The sequence below is a fragment of the Actinopolymorpha cephalotaxi genome (genome assembly GCF_013408535.1).
GTDB lineage: Bacteria > Actinomycetota > Actinomycetes > Propionibacteriales > Actinopolymorphaceae > Actinopolymorpha > Actinopolymorpha cephalotaxi.
Map to the genome: position 1 here is coordinate 1,240,206 of NZ_JACBZA010000001.1, position 20,019 is coordinate 1,260,224.

The 20,019-nt window shown below is 72.8% G+C and carries 15 protein-coding genes; 9 read left to right on the top strand and 6 right to left on the bottom strand.

The annotated features are described in order from the left end of the window. Positions 1-114: 114 nt before the first annotated feature. Positions 115-972, top strand: coding sequence for a bifunctional methylenetetrahydrofolate dehydrogenase/methenyltetrahydrofolate cyclohydrolase (locus tag FHR37_RS05655; protein WP_092883149.1), 858 nt, complete (start codon positions 115-117; stop codon positions 970-972). A 25-nt stretch (positions 973-997) separates the two neighbouring features. Here FHR37_RS05655 and FHR37_RS05660 read toward each other — a convergent pair whose 3' ends face one another. Both FHR37_RS05660 and FHR37_RS05665 read right to left on the bottom strand, forming a co-directional pair. Further along, the gene (locus tag FHR37_RS05660) at positions 998-1,924 is read right to left on the bottom strand and encodes a TIGR03620 family F420-dependent LLM class oxidoreductase (protein WP_092883148.1); all 927 of its coding nucleotides are present in this window, start codon (positions 1,922-1,924) and stop codon (positions 998-1,000) included. A 37-nt stretch (positions 1,925-1,961) separates the two neighbouring features. Further along, the gene (locus tag FHR37_RS05665; protein WP_092883147.1) at positions 1,962-2,687 is read right to left on the bottom strand and encodes a TetR/AcrR family transcriptional regulator; all 726 of its coding nucleotides are present in this window, start codon (positions 2,685-2,687) and stop codon (positions 1,962-1,964) included. Positions 2,688-2,775: 88 nt separating this feature from the next. Here FHR37_RS05665 and dxr point away from each other — a divergent pair, with 88 nt between their 5' ends. The 6 genes from dxr to FHR37_RS05695 all read left to right on the top strand — a co-directional run bounded on the left by dxr (position 2,776) and on the right by FHR37_RS05695 (position 12,241). Next, the gene (gene dxr / locus FHR37_RS05670; protein WP_202818039.1) at positions 2,776-4,014 is read left to right on the top strand and encodes a 1-deoxy-D-xylulose-5-phosphate reductoisomerase; all 1,239 of its coding nucleotides are present in this window, start codon (positions 2,776-2,778) and stop codon (positions 4,012-4,014) included. Positions 4,015-4,054: 40 nt separating this feature from the next. Then, the gene (locus FHR37_RS05675; protein WP_092883146.1) at positions 4,055-5,344 is read left to right on the top strand and encodes a M50 family metallopeptidase; all 1,290 of its coding nucleotides are present in this window, start codon (positions 4,055-4,057) and stop codon (positions 5,342-5,344) included. A 99-nt stretch (positions 5,345-5,443) separates the two neighbouring features. Next, complete coding sequence (ispG, locus tag FHR37_RS05680; protein WP_092883244.1) at positions 5,444-6,580, top strand: flavodoxin-dependent (E)-4-hydroxy-3-methylbut-2-enyl-diphosphate synthase; 1,137 nt, start codon at positions 5,444-5,446, stop codon at positions 6,578-6,580. 76 nt (positions 6,581-6,656) lie between these two features. Beyond that, complete coding sequence (locus FHR37_RS05685; RefSeq protein WP_092883145.1) at positions 6,657-7,502, top strand: GNAT family N-acetyltransferase; 846 nt, start codon at positions 6,657-6,659, stop codon at positions 7,500-7,502. 18 nt (positions 7,503-7,520) lie between these two features. Then, positions 7,521-11,162: a hydantoinase B/oxoprolinase family protein gene (locus tag FHR37_RS05690; RefSeq protein WP_202884486.1), complete on the top strand. Its 3,642-nt coding sequence runs from the start codon at positions 7,521-7,523 to the stop codon at positions 11,160-11,162. 101 nt (positions 11,163-11,263) lie between these two features. Further along, positions 11,264-12,241, top strand: coding sequence for a DUF389 domain-containing protein (locus FHR37_RS05695; RefSeq protein WP_202884487.1), 978 nt, complete (start codon positions 11,264-11,266; stop codon positions 12,239-12,241). A 43-nt stretch (positions 12,242-12,284) separates the two neighbouring features. On the opposite strand, the gene FHR37_RS05700 is transcribed toward FHR37_RS05695, so the two are convergent. Further along, positions 12,285-12,917 (bottom strand): TetR/AcrR family transcriptional regulator C-terminal domain-containing protein, encoded by a 633-nt coding sequence (locus FHR37_RS05700; protein WP_175542475.1) that lies wholly within the window; start codon positions 12,915-12,917, stop codon positions 12,285-12,287. Positions 12,918-13,071: 154 nt separating this feature from the next. Here FHR37_RS05700 and FHR37_RS05705 point away from each other — a divergent pair, with 154 nt between their 5' ends. Then, complete coding sequence (locus FHR37_RS05705) at positions 13,072-14,841, top strand: proline--tRNA ligase (RefSeq protein WP_092883143.1); 1,770 nt, start codon at positions 13,072-13,074, stop codon at positions 14,839-14,841. A gap of 70 nt (positions 14,842-14,911) precedes the next feature. On the opposite strand, the gene FHR37_RS05710 is transcribed toward FHR37_RS05705, so the two are convergent. The 3 genes from FHR37_RS05710 to FHR37_RS05720 form a co-directional block, all read right to left on the bottom strand. Next, on the bottom strand, positions 14,912-15,724 hold the full coding sequence (locus FHR37_RS05710; RefSeq protein ID WP_092883142.1) for a helix-turn-helix transcriptional regulator: 813 nt from the start codon (positions 15,722-15,724) through the stop codon (positions 14,912-14,914). Positions 15,725-15,788: 64 nt separating this feature from the next. Then, positions 15,789-16,916, bottom strand: coding sequence for a hypothetical protein (locus tag FHR37_RS05715; protein WP_202818038.1), 1,128 nt, complete (start codon positions 16,914-16,916; stop codon positions 15,789-15,791). Positions 16,917-17,108: 192 nt separating this feature from the next. Then, positions 17,109-18,929, bottom strand: a complete 1,821-nt coding sequence (locus FHR37_RS05720; RefSeq protein WP_092883141.1) for a gamma-glutamyltransferase family protein — start codon at positions 18,927-18,929, stop codon at positions 17,109-17,111. A 223-nt stretch (positions 18,930-19,152) separates the two neighbouring features. On the opposite strand from FHR37_RS05720, the gene FHR37_RS05725 reads away from it, so the two are divergent. Further along, positions 19,153-19,917 (top strand): HAD family hydrolase, encoded by a 765-nt coding sequence (locus FHR37_RS05725; protein WP_237768734.1) that lies wholly within the window; start codon positions 19,153-19,155, stop codon positions 19,915-19,917. The last annotated feature ends 102 nt before the right edge of the window (positions 19,918-20,019 follow it).

Sequence of the window (20,019 nt, forward strand, 5' to 3'; positions counted from 1 at the left end):
GCCGCCCCACGCCGTCCGCCCACCGCGAGGTCCGCCACACCCGCCCTGGTAGGAACGACGTACGGACGTGACGAACCTACGTCGACCGACACCTGGCCCCGAACGAGGAGAGCGATGAGCAGCGCACGGATCCTGGACGGCAAGGCGACGGCGGCGGCCATCCGCGCCGAGCTGACCGAACGCGTGGCCCGGCTGCGCGCGCAGGGGGTCGTGCCCGGACTGGGCACGGTGATCGTCGGCGACGACCCCGGCAGCCACGCGTACGTCCGCGGTAAGCACCGCGACTGTGCGCAGGTCGGCATCGAGAGCATCCAGGTCGAGCTGCCCGCCGACGCCACCCAGGAGGAGGTCGAGGCGGAGGTACGCCGGCTGAACGCCGACCCGGCCTGCACCGGGTTCATCGTCCAGCTGCCGTTGCCGAAGGGGCTGGACGCCAACCGCGTGCTCGCCCTGATGGACCCGGCCAAGGACGCCGACGGGCTGCACCCGGCCAACCTCGGCTGGCTGGTGCACGGAAACCCGGCGCCGCTGCCGTGCACGCCGCGCGGCATCGTCGAGCTGCTGCGGCGGTACGACGTGGAGCTGGCCGGTGCCGAGGTCTGCGTGATCGGCCGCGGCATCACGGTCGGCCGGCCGCTCGGGCTGATCCTCACGAGGCGCTCGGAGAACGCCACCGTGACTCTGTGCCACACCCGTACCAAGGACCTGGCCGCGCACGTGCGCAACGCCGACATCGTGGTCGCGGCCGCCGGGGTGCCCGGGCTGATCCGGGCCGACATGGTGCGGCCGGGCGCCGCCGTGCTCGACGTCGGCATCACCCGGACCGACGCCGGCCTGGTGGGCGACGTCGACCCGGGTGTGCGCGAGGTGGCCGGCTGGCTGGCGCCGATGCCCGGCGGGGTGGGCCCGATGACGCGGGCGATGCTGCTGACCAACGTGGTGGAAGCCGCCGAGGCAGCTTCGGCCGGCTGAGTGACTGATCAGCCGGGTTGGCTGATCAGCCGAGCAGGGCCGGCGCGAGTTCGCGCAGCTGGTCCAGCCCGAGCCCGTGTTCGGGGGCGACCGCCTGCAGGAGCACGTGGTCGGCGCCGGCGTCGAGGTGCGCGCGCACCCTCGTGCGTACGGCGTCGACGTCGCCCCACGCCACGATCGCGTCCACCAGCCGGTCGCTGCCGCCGTCGCCGAAGTCCTCGTCGGTGAAGCCGAGGGTGCGCAGGTTGTTCGTGTAGTTGGGCAGCCTGAGGTAGTACGACGTGTGCTCCCGGCCCAGCGCACGCGCCTTGTCGGGGTCGGTCTCGACCAGCACCGCCTGCTCGGGGATCAGCAGCGGCCCGGCACCCAGCACCTCCCGCGCCCGGGCGGTGTGCTCGGGCGGGACAAAGTAGGGGTGCGCGCCCTGCGTGCGGTCGCGGGCGAGCTCCAGCATCTTCTGCCGCAGCGCGGCGAGCACCACCGGCGGGTCCTCCGTACCGCGGTTCGCCTCGTAGGGCGCGCCGCCCTCCAGCTGGTCGAGGTAGTCGCGCATCTTGGCCAGCGGGCGTGCGTACTGTCCGCCCCTCGCCTCCACGGCGGGCAGGTGGCTCACACCGAGGCCGAGCAGGAACCGGCCGGGGAACGCCTCCGACAGCGTCAGCGTGGCCGCCCTGGCCGCGGTCGCGTCCCGGGCCCACACGTTGGCGATGCCGGTGCCCATCGGGATCCGCGCCGTCGCCGCCAGCAGGACCGCGGTGTTGGTGAACGGCTCCTTCGATAGCGGGGTCTCCGAGACCCAGAGCGAGCCGTAGCCGAGCTCCTCGATCTCGGCGGCCGCCTCGCGGGCCGAGGCCGCGGACGCCCAGTTCAGGGAGCTGCTCCAGACGCCGACGGCGCCCAGCCGCTCCTTCCAGGTGCCGGGCTTGGGGGCGTTGCCGGAGAGGGGTGTCATGGGGGTGACCTTTCGTCGGTGGGTGGTGCGTACGTGGTCAGGTCGTCGGGTCCGTATACCCGGATTCCGGGTTCGCATCGGACGGTGCCGTACAGGTCCGGGCGGTGAGAGTGGTGAGGGCGACGTCCGCGACGCCGAGCAGCGTGCCGGTGTCGTTCGTCGTACGCCCGAGCTGCCACATCCCCTCGACCACCACGAAGAGGTAGCGGGCCAGCGCCGCCGTCGGGCCCGGGCCGGTGAGCTCGCCGGCCGCGCGCGCCTCGTCCAGCGCCCGCGCGACCCGGGCCGCCATCCGCCGCTGGTACTCCTCGATCTCCCGCGCCACCTCGTGGTCCCCGGGCAGCAGCTCGAGCGTGGTGTTGGCGACCAGGCAGCCGCGCCCGCCCCGCTGCCCGTCTGGTTGCCCACCCGGTTGCCCAGCCAGTTGTCCGGCGGCGCGTTCGGCCTGGTCGCGGACGAACCGCGCGACGCCCTCAAGCGGCGAGGGTGCTCCGGTGACCGTGGCGTCGAGCGCGGCCAGGCTGCGCTCGGCGTGCCGGCGCAGTGCCGCCAGGAACAGGGCGTGCTTGTCGCCGAACGCGGCGTACAGACTGCCCCGGTGCAGCCCGGTGGCGGTGGTGAGGTCGGTCAGCGAGGTCGCGTGGTAGCCCCGGGCGAGGAACGCCTCGACGGCCGCGTCCAGGGCCGCTCCGGGATCGAAGCACCGCGGCCGGCCGGGTGGCCTGCCCCGCGTGCGGGTGGGTACCGGGGCGATGTCCGACATGGGGTGGAGTATATGACCGATCGGTCAAAAACCCACCGAGACGCGACCGTACGCCACCCGGCCACTCCGATAGGGGACACTGGTGCTCATGCGTGAGGTGGTGCTCCTCGGCTCGACCGGCTCGATCGGAACCCAGGCGATCGACGTCGTACGCCGCAACCCGGACAGGTTCCGCGTCGCCGGCCTCGCCGCCGGTGGCGGGCAGGTCGACCTGCTCGCCCGGCAGGCGCTCGACCTCGGGGTGGACGTGGTGGCGGTGTCCCGCTCGACCGTCGTCCAGGATCTCCAGCTGGCGTTCTACGCCGAGGCCCAGCGGCAGGGCTACTCCCGCGGGGACTTCAGCGTGCCGAAGATCCTCGCCGGCCCGGACGCGGCCGCCGAGATCGCCACCTGGCCCTGCGACACCGTTCTCAACGGCATGACCGGCTCCGTGGGGCTGGCGCCTACTCTCGCCGCCCTCAACGCCGGCCGCACGCTCGCGCTGGCCAACAAGGAGTCGCTGATCGCGGGCGGCCCCCTCGTGCGGGCCGCCGCGAAGCCCGGCCAGATCGTCCCCGTCGACTCCGAGCACACCGCCCTCGCGCAGTGCCTGCGCTCCGGCAGCCGGGCCGAGGTGCGCAAGCTGGTGGTCACCGCCAGCGGCGGCCCGTTCCGCGGCCGGAGCCGGGCCTCTCTCGCCGACGTCACGCTCGAGCAGGCCCTCGCCCACCCCACCTGGAACATGGGCCCCGTGGTCACGATCAACTCCGCCACCCTGGTCAACAAGGGGCTGGAGGTGATCGAGGCGCACGAGCTGTTCGACGTCCCGTACGCCGACATCGAGGTGGTGGTCCACCCGCAGTCGGTCGTGCACTCGATGGTCGAGTTCGCCGACGGGTCCACGATCGCCCAGGCCAGCCCGCCCGACATGCGGCTGCCGATCGCGCTCGCGCTGGGCTGGCCGGACCGGGTGCCCGACGCCGCGCCCGCCTGCGACTGGACCAGGGCCGCCAGCTGGGAGTTCGAGCCGCTGGACGACGAGGCGTTCCCGGCCGTGCGCCTCGCCCGCGAGGCGGGGGAGCGGGGCGGCCTCGCGCCGGCCGTCTACAACGCCGCCAACGAGGAGTGCGTCGCGGCGTTCACGGCGGGTCGGCTGCCGTTCCTCGGCATCGTGGACACCGTGGCCGCGATCGTCGGGGAGTACGCTCACCAGGCGGGCCCCGGAGCCGGCGGGAACCCCCGTACGCTCCCGGAGGTTCTGGAGGCGGAGACCTGGGCACGCGCCCGCGCCGCCGAACTCATCGAGGGCCACGCCGCATCGCCTGACCGGGAGGGCTCCTCCGCATGAACCTGGAACTCACCTGCCACGGACCTGAGCTGGACGTGAAATGGACCTGATCGCGATCATCGGTGCCGTCGTCTTCTTCGTCGGCGTCCTTGCCTCGGTCGCCCTGCACGAGATCGGCCACTTCGTCCCGGCGAAGTTGTTCGACGTCCGCGTCACGCAGTACATGGTCGGCTTCGGCCGCACGGTCTGGTCGCGCCCGCGCGGTGAGACGGAGTACGGCCTGAAGCTCATCCCGTTCGGCGGCTACGTCCGGATGATCGGGATGTTCCCGCCGGCCCCCGACGGGCGGATGCGCAAGGCCAGCACCGGGCCGTTCCAGACGTTGATCGAGGAGGCCCGCAACTCCTCGGCGGAGGAGACGCCGCCCGGTGAGGAGCACCGCCTCTTCTACACCAAGAAGTGGTGGCAGAAGCTGATCATCATGAGCGGCGGCCCGCTCATGAACATCATCCTGGCGGTGCTGCTGTTCGGGATCGTGCTGATGGGCTTCGGCACCGACGTGCCCAAGCCGACGGTCAGCGCCGTCCCCGACTGCGTGGTTCCCGCCGCCGACGGCGCCCGCAAGTGCACGGCCGCGGACCCGCTGTCCCCGGCGAAGAAGGCCGGCCTGCGGCCCGGCGACCAGATCGTGGCCTTCGACGGCACCCCGGTCGGCTCCTGGGACCAGGCGTCCGGGCTGATCCGCGAGGCCGGCGCCGGCCCGGTCACCATCGGGGTGGAGCGGGACGGCGTGCGGCGCACCCTGCACGCCACCCTGATCGCGGCCGACCGGCCGGACCCGAACAACCCCGCGCAGCTGGAACGCGTCGGCTTCCTCGGCGTCAGCCCGACCGTGGTCCGCGAACGCCAGGGGCCGGTCGCGGTGGTCGGTGAGATGGGCCGCCTCACTGCGGCGACCGCCCAGGCGATGCTGCACATCCCCGAACGCATGGTCGGGGTGGCCAAGGCGGCGTTCGGTCAGAAGCGGGCGATGGACAGCCCGATGAGCGTGATCGGCGCCAGCCGGGTCGCGGGCGAGATCGCCTCCGCGTCCCAGGTGTCGGTCGGCGACCGGATCGCCACCTTCCTGCAGTGGCTCGGTGCGCTGAACCTCTTCGTCGCGTTGTTCAACCTCGTGCCGCTGCTGCCGATGGACGGCGGGCACATCGCCGGCGCGCTGTACGAAGCGGTGCGGCGCGGTGTGGCCCGGCTGCGGCGCCGGCCCGACCCCGGCTACGTCGACGTCGCGCGGGCCCTGCCGGTGGCGTACGCGGTGGCGAGCGTGCTCATCGTGATGGGCGTCCTGCTGCTGTACGCCGACATCGTCAATCCGGTACGGATATCGAACTGAGGTGCCGTACCCCGTGACCCAGCCAGTGACCCAGCAGTACGCGCGCGAAGGCGTGCGACGAGCAGCGAAGGGCAACTCGTGACCAGCATCGACCTCGGCATGCCCGCAGCACCTCCGCCCGTTCTCGCCGAACGCCGCCGGACCCGGCAGATCCGGGTCGGCAAGGTGCTCGTGGGTGGTGACGCGCCGGTCTCGGTGCAGTCGATGACCACGACGCCGACTACCGACATCAACGCGACGCTGCAGCAGATCGCGGAGCTGACGGCGACCGGGTGCGACATCGTGCGGGTCGCGGTCCCGAGCCAGGACGACGCCGACGCGCTGCCGGCGATCGCCGCGAAGTCGCAGATCCCGGTGATCGCCGACATCCACTTCCAGCCGAAGTACGTCTTCGCCGCGATCGAGGCCGGGTGCGCCGCGGTGCGCGTCAACCCGGGCAACATCCGCAAGTTCGACGACCAGGTGAAGGAGATCGCCCGTACCGCCGCCGACGCGGGCGTGTCCCTCCGGATCGGCGTCAACGCCGGCTCGCTGGACCCCAGGTTGCTACAGAAGTACGGCAAGCCCAGCCCCGAGGCGCTGGTCGAGTCGGCGCTGTGGGAGGCGAGCCTGTTCGAGGAGCACGGCTTCCACGACTTCAAGATCTCGGTGAAGCACCACGACCCGGTGGTGATGGTGCGGGCGTACGAACTGCTGTCGGAGCAGTGCGACTACCCCCTGCACCTCGGCGTGACCGAGGCCGGCCCGGCGTTCCAGGGCACGATCAAGTCCTCGGTGGCGTTCGGCGCCCTGCTGGCGAAGGGGATCGGCGACACCATCCGGGTGTCGCTGTCGGCCCCGCCGGCGGAGGAGGTCAAGGTCGGCATCAAGATCCTCGAGTCGCTGAACCTCCGCCCGCGCAAGCTGGAGATCGTGTCCTGCCCGTCGTGTGGGCGCGCGCAGGTCGACGTCTACAAGCTCGCCGACGAGGTGACCGCGGGCCTGGAGGGCATGGAGGTACCGCTGCGCGTCGCCGTGATGGGCTGCGTGGTGAACGGCCCGGGCGAGGCGCGCGAGGCAGACCTCGGCGTGGCGTCCGGCAACGGCAAGGGCCAGATCTTCGTCCGGGGCGAGGTCGTGCGCACCGTACCCGAGAGCGAGATCGTGGAGACCCTCATCGACGAGGCCATGCGGATCGGTGAGGAGATGAAGGACGCCGGAGTAGCATCCGGGGCACCCGAGGTCGAGGTGCGCTAGGCCAGGGACGAGGATCGTCGGGACCGGTCAGTTCTCTCCGGGCGGCCGGTCGGTGACGATCACGAGGAGGCGGGGGATGCTCGACACCACCGAGCGGGTCCGGCTCCTGCGCACGTCCGACCTTCGCGCGGTCCGGCGGCTGCTGGACGCCGATCCGGTGACCAACGTGTTCATCGACGCCCGGGTGCGCGCCGCCGGCAGCGATCTGCGCCGGATGGGCGGGCAGCTGTGGGGGTACGGCGACGGCGGTCGGCTCACGTCGTTGTGCTTCGCCGGCGCCAACCTCGTACCCGTCGCGGCCACGCCGGCCGCCGTCACGGCGTTCGCCGAGCTGGCCCTGCGGTACGGCCGTAACTGCTCGTCGGTGTGGGGCCCGCGCGACGCGGTGGCGCCGCTGTGGGACGCGCTCGCGCCGACCTGGGGACCGGCCCGCGGGGTGCGCGGCGACCAGCCGTTCCTCACCACCCGCGACCAGCCCGCGGTGCCCGCCGACCCGGCCGTGCGCCGGGTCCGCATCGACGAGCTCGACCCGCTCTACCGCGCCAGCGTGGCGTTCTTCCACGAGGAGCTCGGGGTGAGCCCCGAGGATCGCGACGGCGGGGCCTACTACCGTGCCCGGGTCGCGGAGCTCATCGCCCGGGGGCACGCGTTCGCGCGGTTCGAGGACGGCGAGGTCGTCTTCAAGGCCGAGATCGGTGTGGCCACCCCGCGGGCGTTCCAGATCCAGGGCGTGTGGGTGCGGCCGGACCGGCGGGGCGAGGGACTGTCCGCACCCGGGGTCGCGGCGGTGACCGCGGCCGGGCTGCGTGACGTGGCGCCGGTGGCTACGTTGTACGTCAACGACTTCAACCACGCGGCACGGCGCACCTACGAACGCGTCGGCTTCACCCATGCCGACACGTTCATGACCGTGCTGTTCTGAACAGCGGTAGGGAGCGGTTTGGCACGCGGGACAGTGGGCGCGGGTTGGCAGTTCTGGATCGACCGGGGCGGCACGTTCACCGACGTGGTGGCCCGCACCCCCACCGGTGCGCTGGTCACGCACAAGCTGCTCTCCGACGATCCCGCCCGCTACGCCGACGCCGCGGTGGCCGGCGTCAGAGCACTGCTTGACCGGGCCGGTGAGGCAGCGGGTGCGCGGCCGACCGGCGAGGCGATCGAGTCGGTACGCATGGGCACCACCGTCGCCACCAACGCGCTGCTCGAACGCCGCGGCGAGCGCACCGCGCTGGTGATCACGCAGGGGTTCGCCGATGCGCTGCGGATCGGCTACCAGAACCGCCCGCGCATCTTCGACCGGCACATCGTGCTGCCGGACATGCTGTTCGAGCGGGTCGTCGAGGTCGCCGAACGCGTCGCCGCCGACGGCACCGTCCTGCGTCAACCCGACCTTGACACGCTGGAGGAGCAGCTGCGCGAGGTGTACGCCGACGGCATCCGCGCCGTCGCGGTGGTCTGTCTGCACAGCTACCTCCACCCCGCCCACGAGCGACAGATCGGCGAGCTGGCCGAGCGGATCGGCTTCCCGCAGGTGTCGCTGTCCAGCGAGGCCAGCCCGTTGATGCGGGTGGTGCCGCGCGGTGACACCACGGTGGTGGACGCCTACCTGTCGCCGGTGCTGCGGCGCTACGTCGAGCACGTGGCCGACGAGCTGTCCGGCGTACGCCTGATGTTCATGCAGTCCAACGGCGGGCTGGCCGAGGCGGGGCACTTCCGCGGCAAGGACGCCATCCTGTCCGGACCGGCGGGCGGGATCGTCGGCATGGTGCGGATGTCGCGGCTGGCCGGGTTCGACAAGGTGATCGGCTTCGACATGGGCGGGACTTCCACCGACGTCTCGCACTACGCCGGTGCGTACGAACGCGTCTTCGACACCCAGGTGGCGGGGGTGCGGCTGCGCGCGCCGATGCTCGACATCCACACCGTCGCGGCCGGCGGCGGGTCGATCCTGCACTTCGACGGCAGCCGTTACCGCGTCGGGCCCGGCTCCGCGGGCGCCGACCCCGGGCCGGCCTGTTACCGGGGTGGCGGCCCGCTCACCGTCACCGACGCCAACGTGATGCTCGGCCGGGTGCAGCCGGCGTACTTCCCGCACGTCTTCGGCGCCGGCGGCGACCAGCCGCTGGACGTCTCGGTGGTGCGATCCGGGTTCGCCGACCTGGCCGAGCGGATCGCCGCCGACACCGGTGACGACCGGACACCGGAGCAGGTCGCCGCCGGCTTCGTGGCGATCGCGGTCGCCAACATGGCCAACGCGGTGAAGAAGATCTCGGTGCAGAAGGGGCACGACGTCACCGAGTACGCCCTCACCACGTTCGGCGGCGCGGGCGGCCAGCACGCCTGCGCGGTGGCCGACGCCCTCGGCATCCGCACGGTGCTGGTGCCGCCGATGGCCGGCGTACTCTCCGCGCTCGGCATCGGCCTGGCCGACACCACCACCATGCGCGAGCAGTCCGTGGAGTGCGGGCTGGACGCGGACGGCCTGAAGCGGGTCGAGGCGGTGGCCGACGACCTCGCCCGCACCGCGCGCGAGGAACTCCTCGCCGAGGAGGTGCCGGCCGAACGTATCGACGTGGTCCGCCGGGCGCACCTGCGTTACGACGGAACCGACACCGCCGTGCCGGTGACGCTGGCCGAGCCGGCCGACCCGGCCGCGATGGTGGCGGAGTACGAGGAGGCCTACCGGCGTACGTACTCCTTCCTGATGGACCGGCCGCTGGTCGTGGAGGCGGTGTCGGTCGAGGCGGTCGGCGCCACCGTTCCGCCCGACCTGGACGCGCTCGCTCCCGCCGGCCCGGGCGCGGACGCGGCGGCCGGGGAGCCGACCGTACGCATGTACGCCGGTGACGGCTGGCACGACGTACCCCTCCTCCGCCGCGACCGGCTCCCCGCCGGCGCCACCGTCACCGGACCGGCGATCGTCACCGAGGCCAACTCCACCACGGTGGTCGAGCCCGGCTGGGCGGCGACCGTCGCCCCCACCGGCCACCTGCGGATCGAGCGGGTCAGCGCCCGTGCCGACGTGGAGAACGTCGGCACCGACGTGGACCCGGTGCTGCTGGAGATCTTCAACAACCTCTTCATGTCGATCGCGGAGCAGATGGGCGCCCGGCTGTCCTCGACCGCGCAGTCGGTGAACATCAAGGAGCGGCTGGACTTCTCCTGCGCGTTGTTCGACCCCGACGGCAACCTAATCGCCAACGCGCCGCACATGCCGGTGCACCTCGGCTCGATGGGCGCGAGCGTGCAGGAGGTGATCCGCCGGCGGGGTTCGGCGATGAAGCGCGGCGACGTCTACGCGGTCAACGACCCTTACCACGGCGGCACCCACCTGCCGGACGTGACCGTGGTGACGCCGGTGTACGACGAGGCAGGGGAGAAGCTGCTGTTCTTCGTCGCCTCCCGCGGTCACCACGCCGAGATCGGCGGCCTCACCCCCGGATCGATGCCGGCCACCAGCCGATCGGTCGAGGAGGAGGGCGTGCTGTTCGACAACTGGCTGCTGGTGGAGAACTCCCGGCTGCGCGAGGAGGAGACACGGCGGCTGCTCGCCGAGGCGGCGTACCCGTCCCGCAACCCCGACACCAACCTCGCCGACCTCCGCGCCCAGATCGCCGCCAGTGAGAAGGGCGTGGAGGAGGTCGGGAAGATGATCGACCACTTCGGGCTGGACGTCGTACAGGCGTACATGCGGCACGTGCAGGACAACGCCGAGGAGGCGGTCCGCCGGGTCGTCGCCACCCTGGAGGGCGGGTCGTACAGCTACGAGCTGGACTCCGGCGCCCGGATCGAGGTGCGGGTCGAGGTGGACCGCGCCGCGCGTACCGCCACCATCGACTTCACCGGCACCTCGGCCCAGCTCGACACGAACTTCAACGCGCCGGCGTCGGTGGCGACCGCGGCCGTGCTGTACGTCTTCCGCACCCTGGTCGACGACGACATCCCGCTCAACGACGGGTGCCTGCGCCCGCTGCGCATCGTCGTACCCGAGGGCAGCATGCTCGCGCCGAGGTTCCCGGCGGCGGTGGTCGCGGGCAACGTGGAGACCTCGCAGGCGGTGACCGGTGCGCTGTACGCCGCGCTCGGCGTGCAGGCGGAGGGCTCGGGGACGATGAACAACGTGACGTTCGGCAACGAGCGGCACCAGTACTACGAGACGGTGGCGTCCGGGTCGGGAGCGGGCGACGGCTTCGACGGTGCGGCCGTGGTGCAGACGCACATGACCAACTCCCGGCTGACCGACCCCGAGGTGCTGGAGTGGCGGCTGCCGGTGCTGCTGGAGAGCTTCACGATCCGGCGGGGGAGCGGCGGTGCGGGCCGCTGGCGCGGCGGTGACGGTGCGGTGCGCCGGCTGCGGTTCCTGGAGCCGGCGACGGTGAGCACACTGTCCGGCCACCGCCGCGTTCCGCCGTACGGCATGGCCGGTGGGCAGCCCGGCGCGCTCGGCCACAACCGGATCGAACGCGCCGACGGCACGGTCGTGGAGCTGGCCGGCGCCGACTCCGCCGAGGTGGGTACCGGCGACGTGCTGGTCGTGGAGACACCGGGCGGCGGGGGGTACGGGCCGGTTGGTCCCGCCTGACCTGTCTGGTCCGGTTGGCCCGGTTGGTGGCGCGGGTCCGGCTGGTCCGGTTCGTTCCGGCTGATCGGCCCGGCCCGCACACGGAAGGTGTGCGACCTACCATGTCCGGCGTGCTGCATCTGCGGGTGACCTCACCGTCGGAGCGAACCGAGAAGGCCGTCGCGCTCCTCGAGGACTGCGTCGGCGTCGCCAACCTCGCGGTGGTGCCGGGCGCGTCGATCCGGCCCCCCGGCGACCTGGTGTTCGCCGACATCGCCCGCGAGTCCGTCGAGGGGGTGCTCGGTGGCCTGCGCGACCTCGGCCTGGAGGCCGACGGGACGATCGCGATGGAGGTCGTCGACACCGCGATCTCCGAAGCTGCCGAACGCGCCGAGCGCGCCGCGCCGGGCGAGGGCGCGGACGCGGTCATCTGGGAGGAGGTCGTACGCCGTACCTCCGACGACGCCGCGCTGTCGTGGACGTTCCTGTCGTTCCTCTTCCTCGCCACCGCTCTCGCCGCGATCGCGGTCGTGCTCGACTCCTCGATCCTGGTGATCGGCGCGATGGTGGTGGGGCCGGAGTTCGTCGCGCTGGCCGCGATCGCGGTCGGCATCGTGCACCAGCGGGCGGGCCTGCTGCGCCGGGGTTTGTTCACGCTGGGCGCCGGCTTCGCGGTGGCGATCGCGGGCACCACGGTGCTGTGCCTGGTCGCGCGGGCCGCGGGCTGGATCACCCTCGCGCAGATCGATCGGCCGAGACCGCTGACCGGGTTCATCTGGACCCCGGACAGGTGGTCGTTCGTGGTGGCGTTCATCGCCGGGATCGCCGGCGTGCTGTCTCTGACCGCCTCGAAGTCCGGCACCCTCGTCGGGGTGTTCATCTCGGTCACCACCGTGCCCGCGGCCGGCAACCTCGCCGCGGCGCTGGCGCTCGGTGACCTGGCCGAGATGGCCGGCTCGGCGGCCCAGCTCGGAATCAACATGGGTGCCATCGTGCTGGCCGGGGTGGCGACCCTGATGCTGCAGAAGGCGGTGGGCAGACCGGGCGGACAGGATCGGATCCGACGGCTGAGGGACGCGCGGCGTACGTCCAGCCGATGATCTCGCCGATCGTCGTCCGGATCGGAAACGATCACCCGCGTGGTCAGGCGGTCGGGGTGTCCAGCGACTGGCCGAAGCCGCGGACGAGGGCGTCGAGACCGGCCTCGAACTCGTGGTCCGGGCCGAGGACGGCAACGTCGGCCGCGAGTTTCGCCAGGTGCAGGGCGTCCTTGTCGGTCCGTTCGGCGGGGAGGTTGATCGAGGTGCCGTCGCGGGCCGTCTGTTGTTCGAGGGCGGCGCCGATGGTGTAGCGGGAGACGGCGATGAAGACCAGGATCGCGTCCGGGCCCGCGAAACCGCTGCGTTCGAGCAGGGCGACCTGGGCGATCGAGTTGTCGACGTTCGGACTTCGGGGGCCGCCCGTCGCGATCAGGCGGGCACCGTCGCGGACCGAGAGCATGGCACGGCGCAGGCTGCGAGCGTTCCTGACCAGGAAGTCCTGCCAGGGCTCCTGGTCGCGGGGAAGGCGGTCGGTGTGCCAGCGGTCGAGCACCTCCGCCGCGACGTCCGCGAGCAGGTCGACCTTGCTGTCCACGTGGCGATAGAGGGCCGGTTGGCGCACTCCGAGACGCGCCGCGATCGTCCGCAGGGACAGGGCGTCGAGGCCTCGCTCGTCGAGCACCTCGATCGCTGCCGACACGATCGCGGCGCGGTCGATGCGCTTGGGGTGCGGCATGGTGAGACGGTACCCACACCCCGCGAGGCCGGACGCTCCTGCGCGGCGGGAGCCCGGACCGAGGGCGGGTCCGGCCGCGTCCAGCCGGTATTCTCGGCCCGGTCCCGGCGGTGTGACGACGCCGCCCCGTCCCCCGCCATCGGAGGAGATCCCCGTGATCCTGCGCATGTCGACGTTGTTCCTGCGTACGCTGCGCGAGGATCCGGCCGACGCGGAGGTCCCGAGCCACCGGCTTCTCGTCCGCGCGGGCTACATCCGCCGGGTCGCCCCGGGCATCTACTCCTGGCTGCCGCTGGGCTGGCGCACCTACCTCAACGTCGAGCGGATCGTCCGGGAGGAGATGGACGCCGCGGGGTTCCAGGAGGTCCACTTCCCGGCCCTGCTGCCCCGTGAGCCGTACGAACGCACCGGCCGGTGGACCGACTACGGCGACGACATCTTCCGGCTCAAGGACCGCAAGGGCAACGACTACCTCCTCGGCCCCACCCACGAGGAGATGTTCACCCTGCTGGTGAAGGACCTCTTCTCCTCCTACAAGGACCTCCCGCTGTCGATCTACCAGATCCAGTGGAAGTACCGCGACGAGCCGCGTCCGCGGGCGGGCATCCTGCGGGGCCGGGAGTTCGCGATGAAGGACTCCTACTCCTTCGACGTCGACGACGCCGGGCTGGAACGCTCCTACCACCGGCACCGTGAGGCCTACGTCCGTACGTTCGACCGGCTCGGGCTGGACCACGTGATCGTGAAGGCGATGGCCGGGGCGATGGGTGGCTCTCTCAGCGAGGAGTTCCTGACTCCCACCGAGGTGGGCGAGGACACCTACGTACGCTGCACCTCCTGCGACTACGCGAGCAACACCGAGGCGGTGGAGGTGCCCGCCACCGACCCGGTGCCCCACGCCGGCCTGCCCGCCGCGCACGTGGAGGACACCCCGGACACCCCGACCATCGAGTCGCTGGTCGCCCTGCTGAACGACCGGGAGAAACTCCGCCGCGACGACCGTCCCTGGCAGGCGTCCGACACGTTGAAGAACGTCGTCGTGAAGGTCGTCCACCCCGGCGGCGACGCCGAGCTTCTCGCCGTTGGCGTGCCCGGCGACCGGGAGGTGGACGTGAAGCGGCTGGAGGCGCAGGTCTACCCGGCCACCGTGCAGGCGGCGACCGAGGAGGACTTCGACGCCCGGCCGGAGCTGGTGCGCGGTTACATCGGACCCGACGCGCTGGGCGCGGACAAGCCGGCAAAGGTTCGCTACCTCGTGGACCCGCGGGTCGCCTCGGGCACCCGCTGGGTGACCGGCGCCAACGAACCCGGCCGGCACGTGGTCGATCTGGTCGCCGGCCGCGACTTCACCGCGGACGGCACCATCCACGCCGCCGAGGTGCGCGACGGCGACCCCTGCCCGCGCTGTGGCAGCGAGCTGGCGTCGGCCAAGGGCATGGAGATGGGGCACGTCTTCGCGCTGGGCCGCAAGTTCGCGCAGGCGCTCGGGCTCACGGTGCTGGACGAGAACGGCAGGCAGGTCGTGGTGACGATGGGTTCCTACGGCATCGGGGTGAGCCGAGCTGTCGCCGCGATCGCGGAGAAGAACCACGACGCCAAGGGGCTGATCTGGCCCCGCGAGATCAGCCCGGCCGACGTGCACGTCATCGCCACGGGCAAGAACGACGCGCCGTTCGAGACCGCCGAGCAGCTCGCGGCCGAGCTGGACGCCCGGGGCATCCGGGTGCTGCTGGACGACCGGCGTGGGGCGAGCCCGGGGGAGAAGTTCAACGACGCCGACCTGGTGGGCATCCCCACGATCGTGACCTGCGGCCGGCGGATCGTGGACGGCAAGGTGGAGATCAAGGACCGGCGTACCAGCGAGCGCATCGACCTGCCGATCGCCGAGGTCGTCGACCACCTCGTGGAGGTCTGCGCCTCCTGACCCGTGGGCGCCTGAGTGGGCGCCTGACCAGTGGGGCGCCCGTGCCGTCGGCTCCCGGCCTGCCGTTGGTTCAGCCGAGGGGTACGTGGTTGCGGGTGGTCGCCGAGCGTGGCCGGTAGGCCGAGGGCACCAGGCCGGTGAACGCCCGGAACTCCTTGACGAAGTGCGCCTGGTCGAAGTAGCCGGTGCGGTGGGCGATCTCGGCCCAGTCGACCGGCCGGTCGTGGGGGATCGCTGCCAGCGCCCGCTGGAAACGGCGTACCCGGGCGAAGCGTTTCGGTGTCAACCCCACGTTGTCGGTGAACCGCCGGGTGAACGCCCGGCCGGTCAGCCCGCAGTGCTCGGCCACCTGCGCGACCGGCCGGCCCCGGTGGAGTTCGCCCACCGCGAACGCGAGTCCCGGATCGGCCCGCAGCGGACGAACCGCACGGCGCAGCAGGACCTGTTCCACCAGGTCCAGCTTCGCCCCCGGCGTCGGCGCCGCCGCCAGTCGTTCGCGGAGGTCGGCGCCCGCGTTCGCACCCCAGAGCACGTCGAGGCCGAGCAGTTGCTCACCGGCCCGGCCGGCCGGGCCGGCGAAGAACGCGGCCGCGCCGCCGGGGCGGAACGCCACCCACACCGTTTCCCGCTGGTCGGCGGTGTCGATCACCTGTACGTGGGACCGAGGTCCGGACAGCGCGGCCCCGCCGACGAACGTCGCCGGCCGCGCATCGCCGGCTCCGTCGTACACCCGGAACCTGTCCTCGGCCAGGTTGACCAGCAGCTGCGGGACCCCGGTCGGCAACGCGCGCTCGCGGCCGCTGCCCGCGTTCCCCTCGGCGTACCCGAGGTGACGGACGAACGGCGCGAGCGCCGCCTGCGGCGTCCGGCTGACGTACTGCATGCGCCGAGCCTAGGCCCGGCGCATGCGGTAGGTCAGGAGTGCCGTACGCCAGGAGTGCGGTACGTCAGCCGGGCTGGAGCGCCTCCAGCCGCTCGTCGTATCGCCACGCGGGACGCGTGCCGGTCAGGTGGACACCGCCGATCCAGCGGTCCACGCCGTTGAGCTCGGCATGGTCGGCCCGGCCCGCGAGCACCTCCCGCCCCGTCGCGGTGAGCACCACCTCGCGGTCGGCGTACGGTCCGTCGTCCGTGGCGCCCGGGCTCACCGCAAGCAGCGGTTGACGGGCGCCGGCGAGTTCGGCGATGCGGTCGTGGCAGGAGGTGTCGCCGAGGTACGGCCGGCGTTCCCGGCGACGCACCTCCGCGAAGACAGCGCCCGCCGTGCCCGCGCCGCCCTCGACGGCGAGCAGGATCCGGCGCTGGGTCAGGGAGAGTCCGTCCGAGCGCGCGGGGTACTCCTGCGCCAGCCGCCCGAACGCCTCCGCGAGGTGACGCAGGACGGGGGAGGAGGATTGTGCGATCCCGGCCAGCCCGGCTGGGTCGGGGGCGGTGAAGGCCGCCCAGGCGGCGACCGCGAGCTCGTACGCCTCCGCGGTCAGCGGCAGTTCGTCCCCGCGCAGCCGCAGCAGGTCGGCGGGTGCGAGCTCGCCCAGCCCACCGAAGTGCGCGACGCCGGGGAACTCGCCTGCCGACACCAGCGACACCGACTCCGGCGGGACCCCGGCCCGGTGCAGTCGGTCGAGCACCTGCACCACCTGCAGTTGGTCGTACAGATCGGCCTCGAACCACAGCACGACGCGACCCTCGTGCCGGGCGGCCACGGCAGCCAGCGTCGCGTCCCGGGCGTCGAAGTCGGCGCGTACCGCGGCCGGATCCAGCCCCCCGCCGGCGATGAAGTCCGCGCGTACGGCGCGCAGTTCGGCGTCGGTGAGCCCGACGGGCACCGGGCCGTCGTGCAGGACGTCCCGCCACGGCAGGATCGGCTCGGTGAGGCCGGCCGCCCGCATCACCTCCGCGGCGCAGTCGCCGTTGGTGACGTGCAGCAGGTGCTGTACGTGAGTGGTGTCGCCGGCCTGCGCGGCCGGCTCGTCGGTGGTCCGGTCGTCCACCTGGGCCCGGGCGGCGGCGTACCGCTCACCCGTCCTTGCCATCCGGGCACGGACACGGCGTTTGAACGCGGCGTCTCGGGTCATGTCGAACCTGTCCCTTCGCGCCGTGCCGGCGCCCCCCCAGCGGAGCCGAGCACGACAGCGGTGACAGGTGATCATGCCCGCTGCCGAGGTCGGTTCCCCTTTGCCTCCCTGGCAGATCCCGCTGGGGTGGATCGCGGAGGTTGGGCGCGGCAGGGCGCCGGGGCCCAGACTAGGCGAGCGTCCGCGCTCCTGTCACCGGCCGACGGCGTAGTTCTGCATCCCGCGCGGGTTGGCGCCTGCCGACAGGACGCCGGTCCGCGGATCGCGGGCGACCGCGCACAGCCGGCCCAGGCTCCAGGGTCCGGACCGGCTGACGACGTGGCCGCGGCGTTCCAGCGCGCCGATCACCTCCTCGCCGAGCCGGTCCTCGACCACCAGGCCGCGCGGCTCCATGGTCCGGGGGTAGAACGACCCGGGGAAGCTCGTCGTGTGCCACGCCGGCGCGTCGATCGCCTGCTGGAGATCCTGCCCCGCGCCGAGGTGCCGCAGCAGGAACAGCAGCTGCCACTGGTCCTGCTGGTCGCCGCCGGGGGAGCCGCAGGCGAGGACCGGACGCTCGTCCGCGAGCACCAGCGTCGGCGACAGGGTCGTACGGGGACGGCGCCCGGGCACGAGCGAGGAGGACAACCCCTCCTCCAGCCAGAACATCTGCGCCCGGCTGCCCAGGCAGAACCCGAGCGAGGGGATGGTCGGCGAACTCTGCAGCCAGCCGCCGCTCGGCGTCGCGGAGATCATGTTGCCCCAGCGGTCGACGACGTCCACGTGGCAGGTGTCGCCGCGGGTACGGCCGGTGAGGTCGACGGTGGGTTCGCCGGTGTCGCCGGCCCCGCGTCCGGGTCCGCCGGCCGGCGCGTTCCCGTCCGGGTCGGCGTGCCGCGCGGGCAGTCTCGGCGTACGACCGTCCGGTGCGCCCGGGCGCAGGTCGCCGGACGCCCGGTCGCCCACCAAGGCGGCGCGCTCGGCGGCGTACTCCTTGGCCAGCAGCGCGGGCAGCGGGGAGTCGGGCAGGTCGCCGTACCACGCCTCCCGATCGGCGAGGGCGAGCTTGAGCACCTCGGCGGTCAGGTGGACGCCGAGTTCGCCGCCGCGGTCTGCGCCGGCTGCGTTGTCGAGGTCGGCCGGGGCGCCCAGCGCGTCCAGCAGGGCCAGCGACTGCAGCAGGACCGGGCCCTGGCCCCATGCCTGGGTCTTGGCCACCGTCAGGCCGTTCCACTCCAGGGTCGCGGGCTCCTCCCAGGACGCGCACCAGGACGCGAGGTCGTCACCGGTGAGCAGGCCGGCGTGGGCCTCACCGCTTGAGTCCCGGTGCGGCTGCCGGGAGAACGCGGCGATCTCCTCGGCGACGAAACCCTCCCGCCAGGCCCGGCGGGCGGCGTCGAGCTGGGCCTCCCGGCCGGTGCCCGCGGCCTCGCCCTCGGCGGCCAGGCGTTCCAGGGTGTCGGCGTACGCGGGGTTGGCGAACATCGCGTTCGGCGCCGGCGGCTTCCCGTCGCGCAGCCACAGAGCCGCCGAGGTGGGCCAGTGTTCGGCGAACATCCGCTCGACGGTGGCGACCGTCGTCACCGCGCCGGACACCAGCGGATGACCGGCTCGGGCGTACCCGATCGCGGGCTCGAGCACGTCGCGCAGCGGCCAGGTGCCGTGGTCGCGGAGCAGCAGCAGCCAGGCGTCCACCGCGCCGGGGATGGTCGCCGCCAACGGGCCGGAGCCGGGTACCAGGTCCAGGCCGAGGTCGCGGAAGTGCCCGATGGTGGCACCCGCCGGTGCGGGTCCCTGCCCGTTCAGCACCTTCGGCGTGGGGTCGCCGGCGGTGGCCACCACGGCCGGCACCTCGCCACCCGGGCCGTTCAGGTGCGGCTCGACCACGTGCAGGACGAAGCCGGCGCAGGCGGCCGCGTCGAAGGCGTTGCCGCCGCGTTCGAGCACACCCATGGCGCTCTGCGACGCCAGCCAGTGCGTGGACGCGACCATGCCGAAGGTGCCCCGGAGGGTCGGGCGGGTGGTGAACGTCATGAACCGTCCTCGTCGTCGAAGGAGCGAGCCGGCCGGCGGTCTCGGACACGGCGGCGGCGACGTGCGGGCGCGACCGGTGGGTGTCGCCGAGGCTAGCGTGCCCGGGACCACCGACAGGCCGCGATGCCGATCCCGGCACCCGCTGATCGCCGACCGGCCAGGAGACCACTGGCGGGGAGTACGCCCGAAACCGCCTGTCGGTGGCCGCTGGCACCATCCCGGCATGACAGCGACGACTGGGACGACCGCGATGACAGAGACAACGGTGAGTGCGGTGATCTTCGACTGGGGCGGCACGCTCACGCCCTGGCACACGGTCGACCTGCACGACCAGTGGCGGCACTACGCCCGGGCCTACGATCCGGCGCACGGTGAGGAGGTGTCGGCGGCGCTGCGGGCGGCCGAGGACGAGGCCTGGCGGCGGGCCAGGGAGGAGCACCGCGCGACCGCCTTCGACGCGATCGTCCGGGCGGCCGGACTGGAGCCGTCCGGGCCGGCACACCAGCGCGGGGTCGAGGCCTACCGCGCCTGGTGGGAGCCGCACACGCTGTCCGACCCGGACGTCGCACCGCTGTTCCGTGCGCTGCGCGAGCGGGGGATCCGGGTCGGGGTGTTGTCCAACACCGTCTGGCCGCGCGACGACCACGAGCTCGTCTTCGCCCGCGACGGCCTGCTCGACCTCATCGACGGCGCCGTCTACACCAGCGAGATCGCGCACACCAAGCCACATCCGGAAGCGTTCCGCGCCGCCATGGCCGCGGTGGGTGTCGACCGGCCCGAGCACTGCGTCTTCGTCGGCGACCGGCTCTTCGACGACATCCACGGCGCCCGCTCGGTGGGGATGCGGGCGGTCCACGTGCCGCACAGCGACATCCCCGCCGTCCAGCGCGGGCACACCGACGGCGAACCCGACGCGGTGGTCCGGCGACTGGCCGACGTGCTCCCGCTCGTGGACGCGTGGCGATCGGGTTCGCCCCGCCACCGATGACCGTCGTATGGGGGAGGACCCATGCCCATGAGCACGCGACGACCCCGCGGCGGTGGGCGGACGACGTATGTCTTCGGTCGGCAGTGGCACCGCCGGGAACCA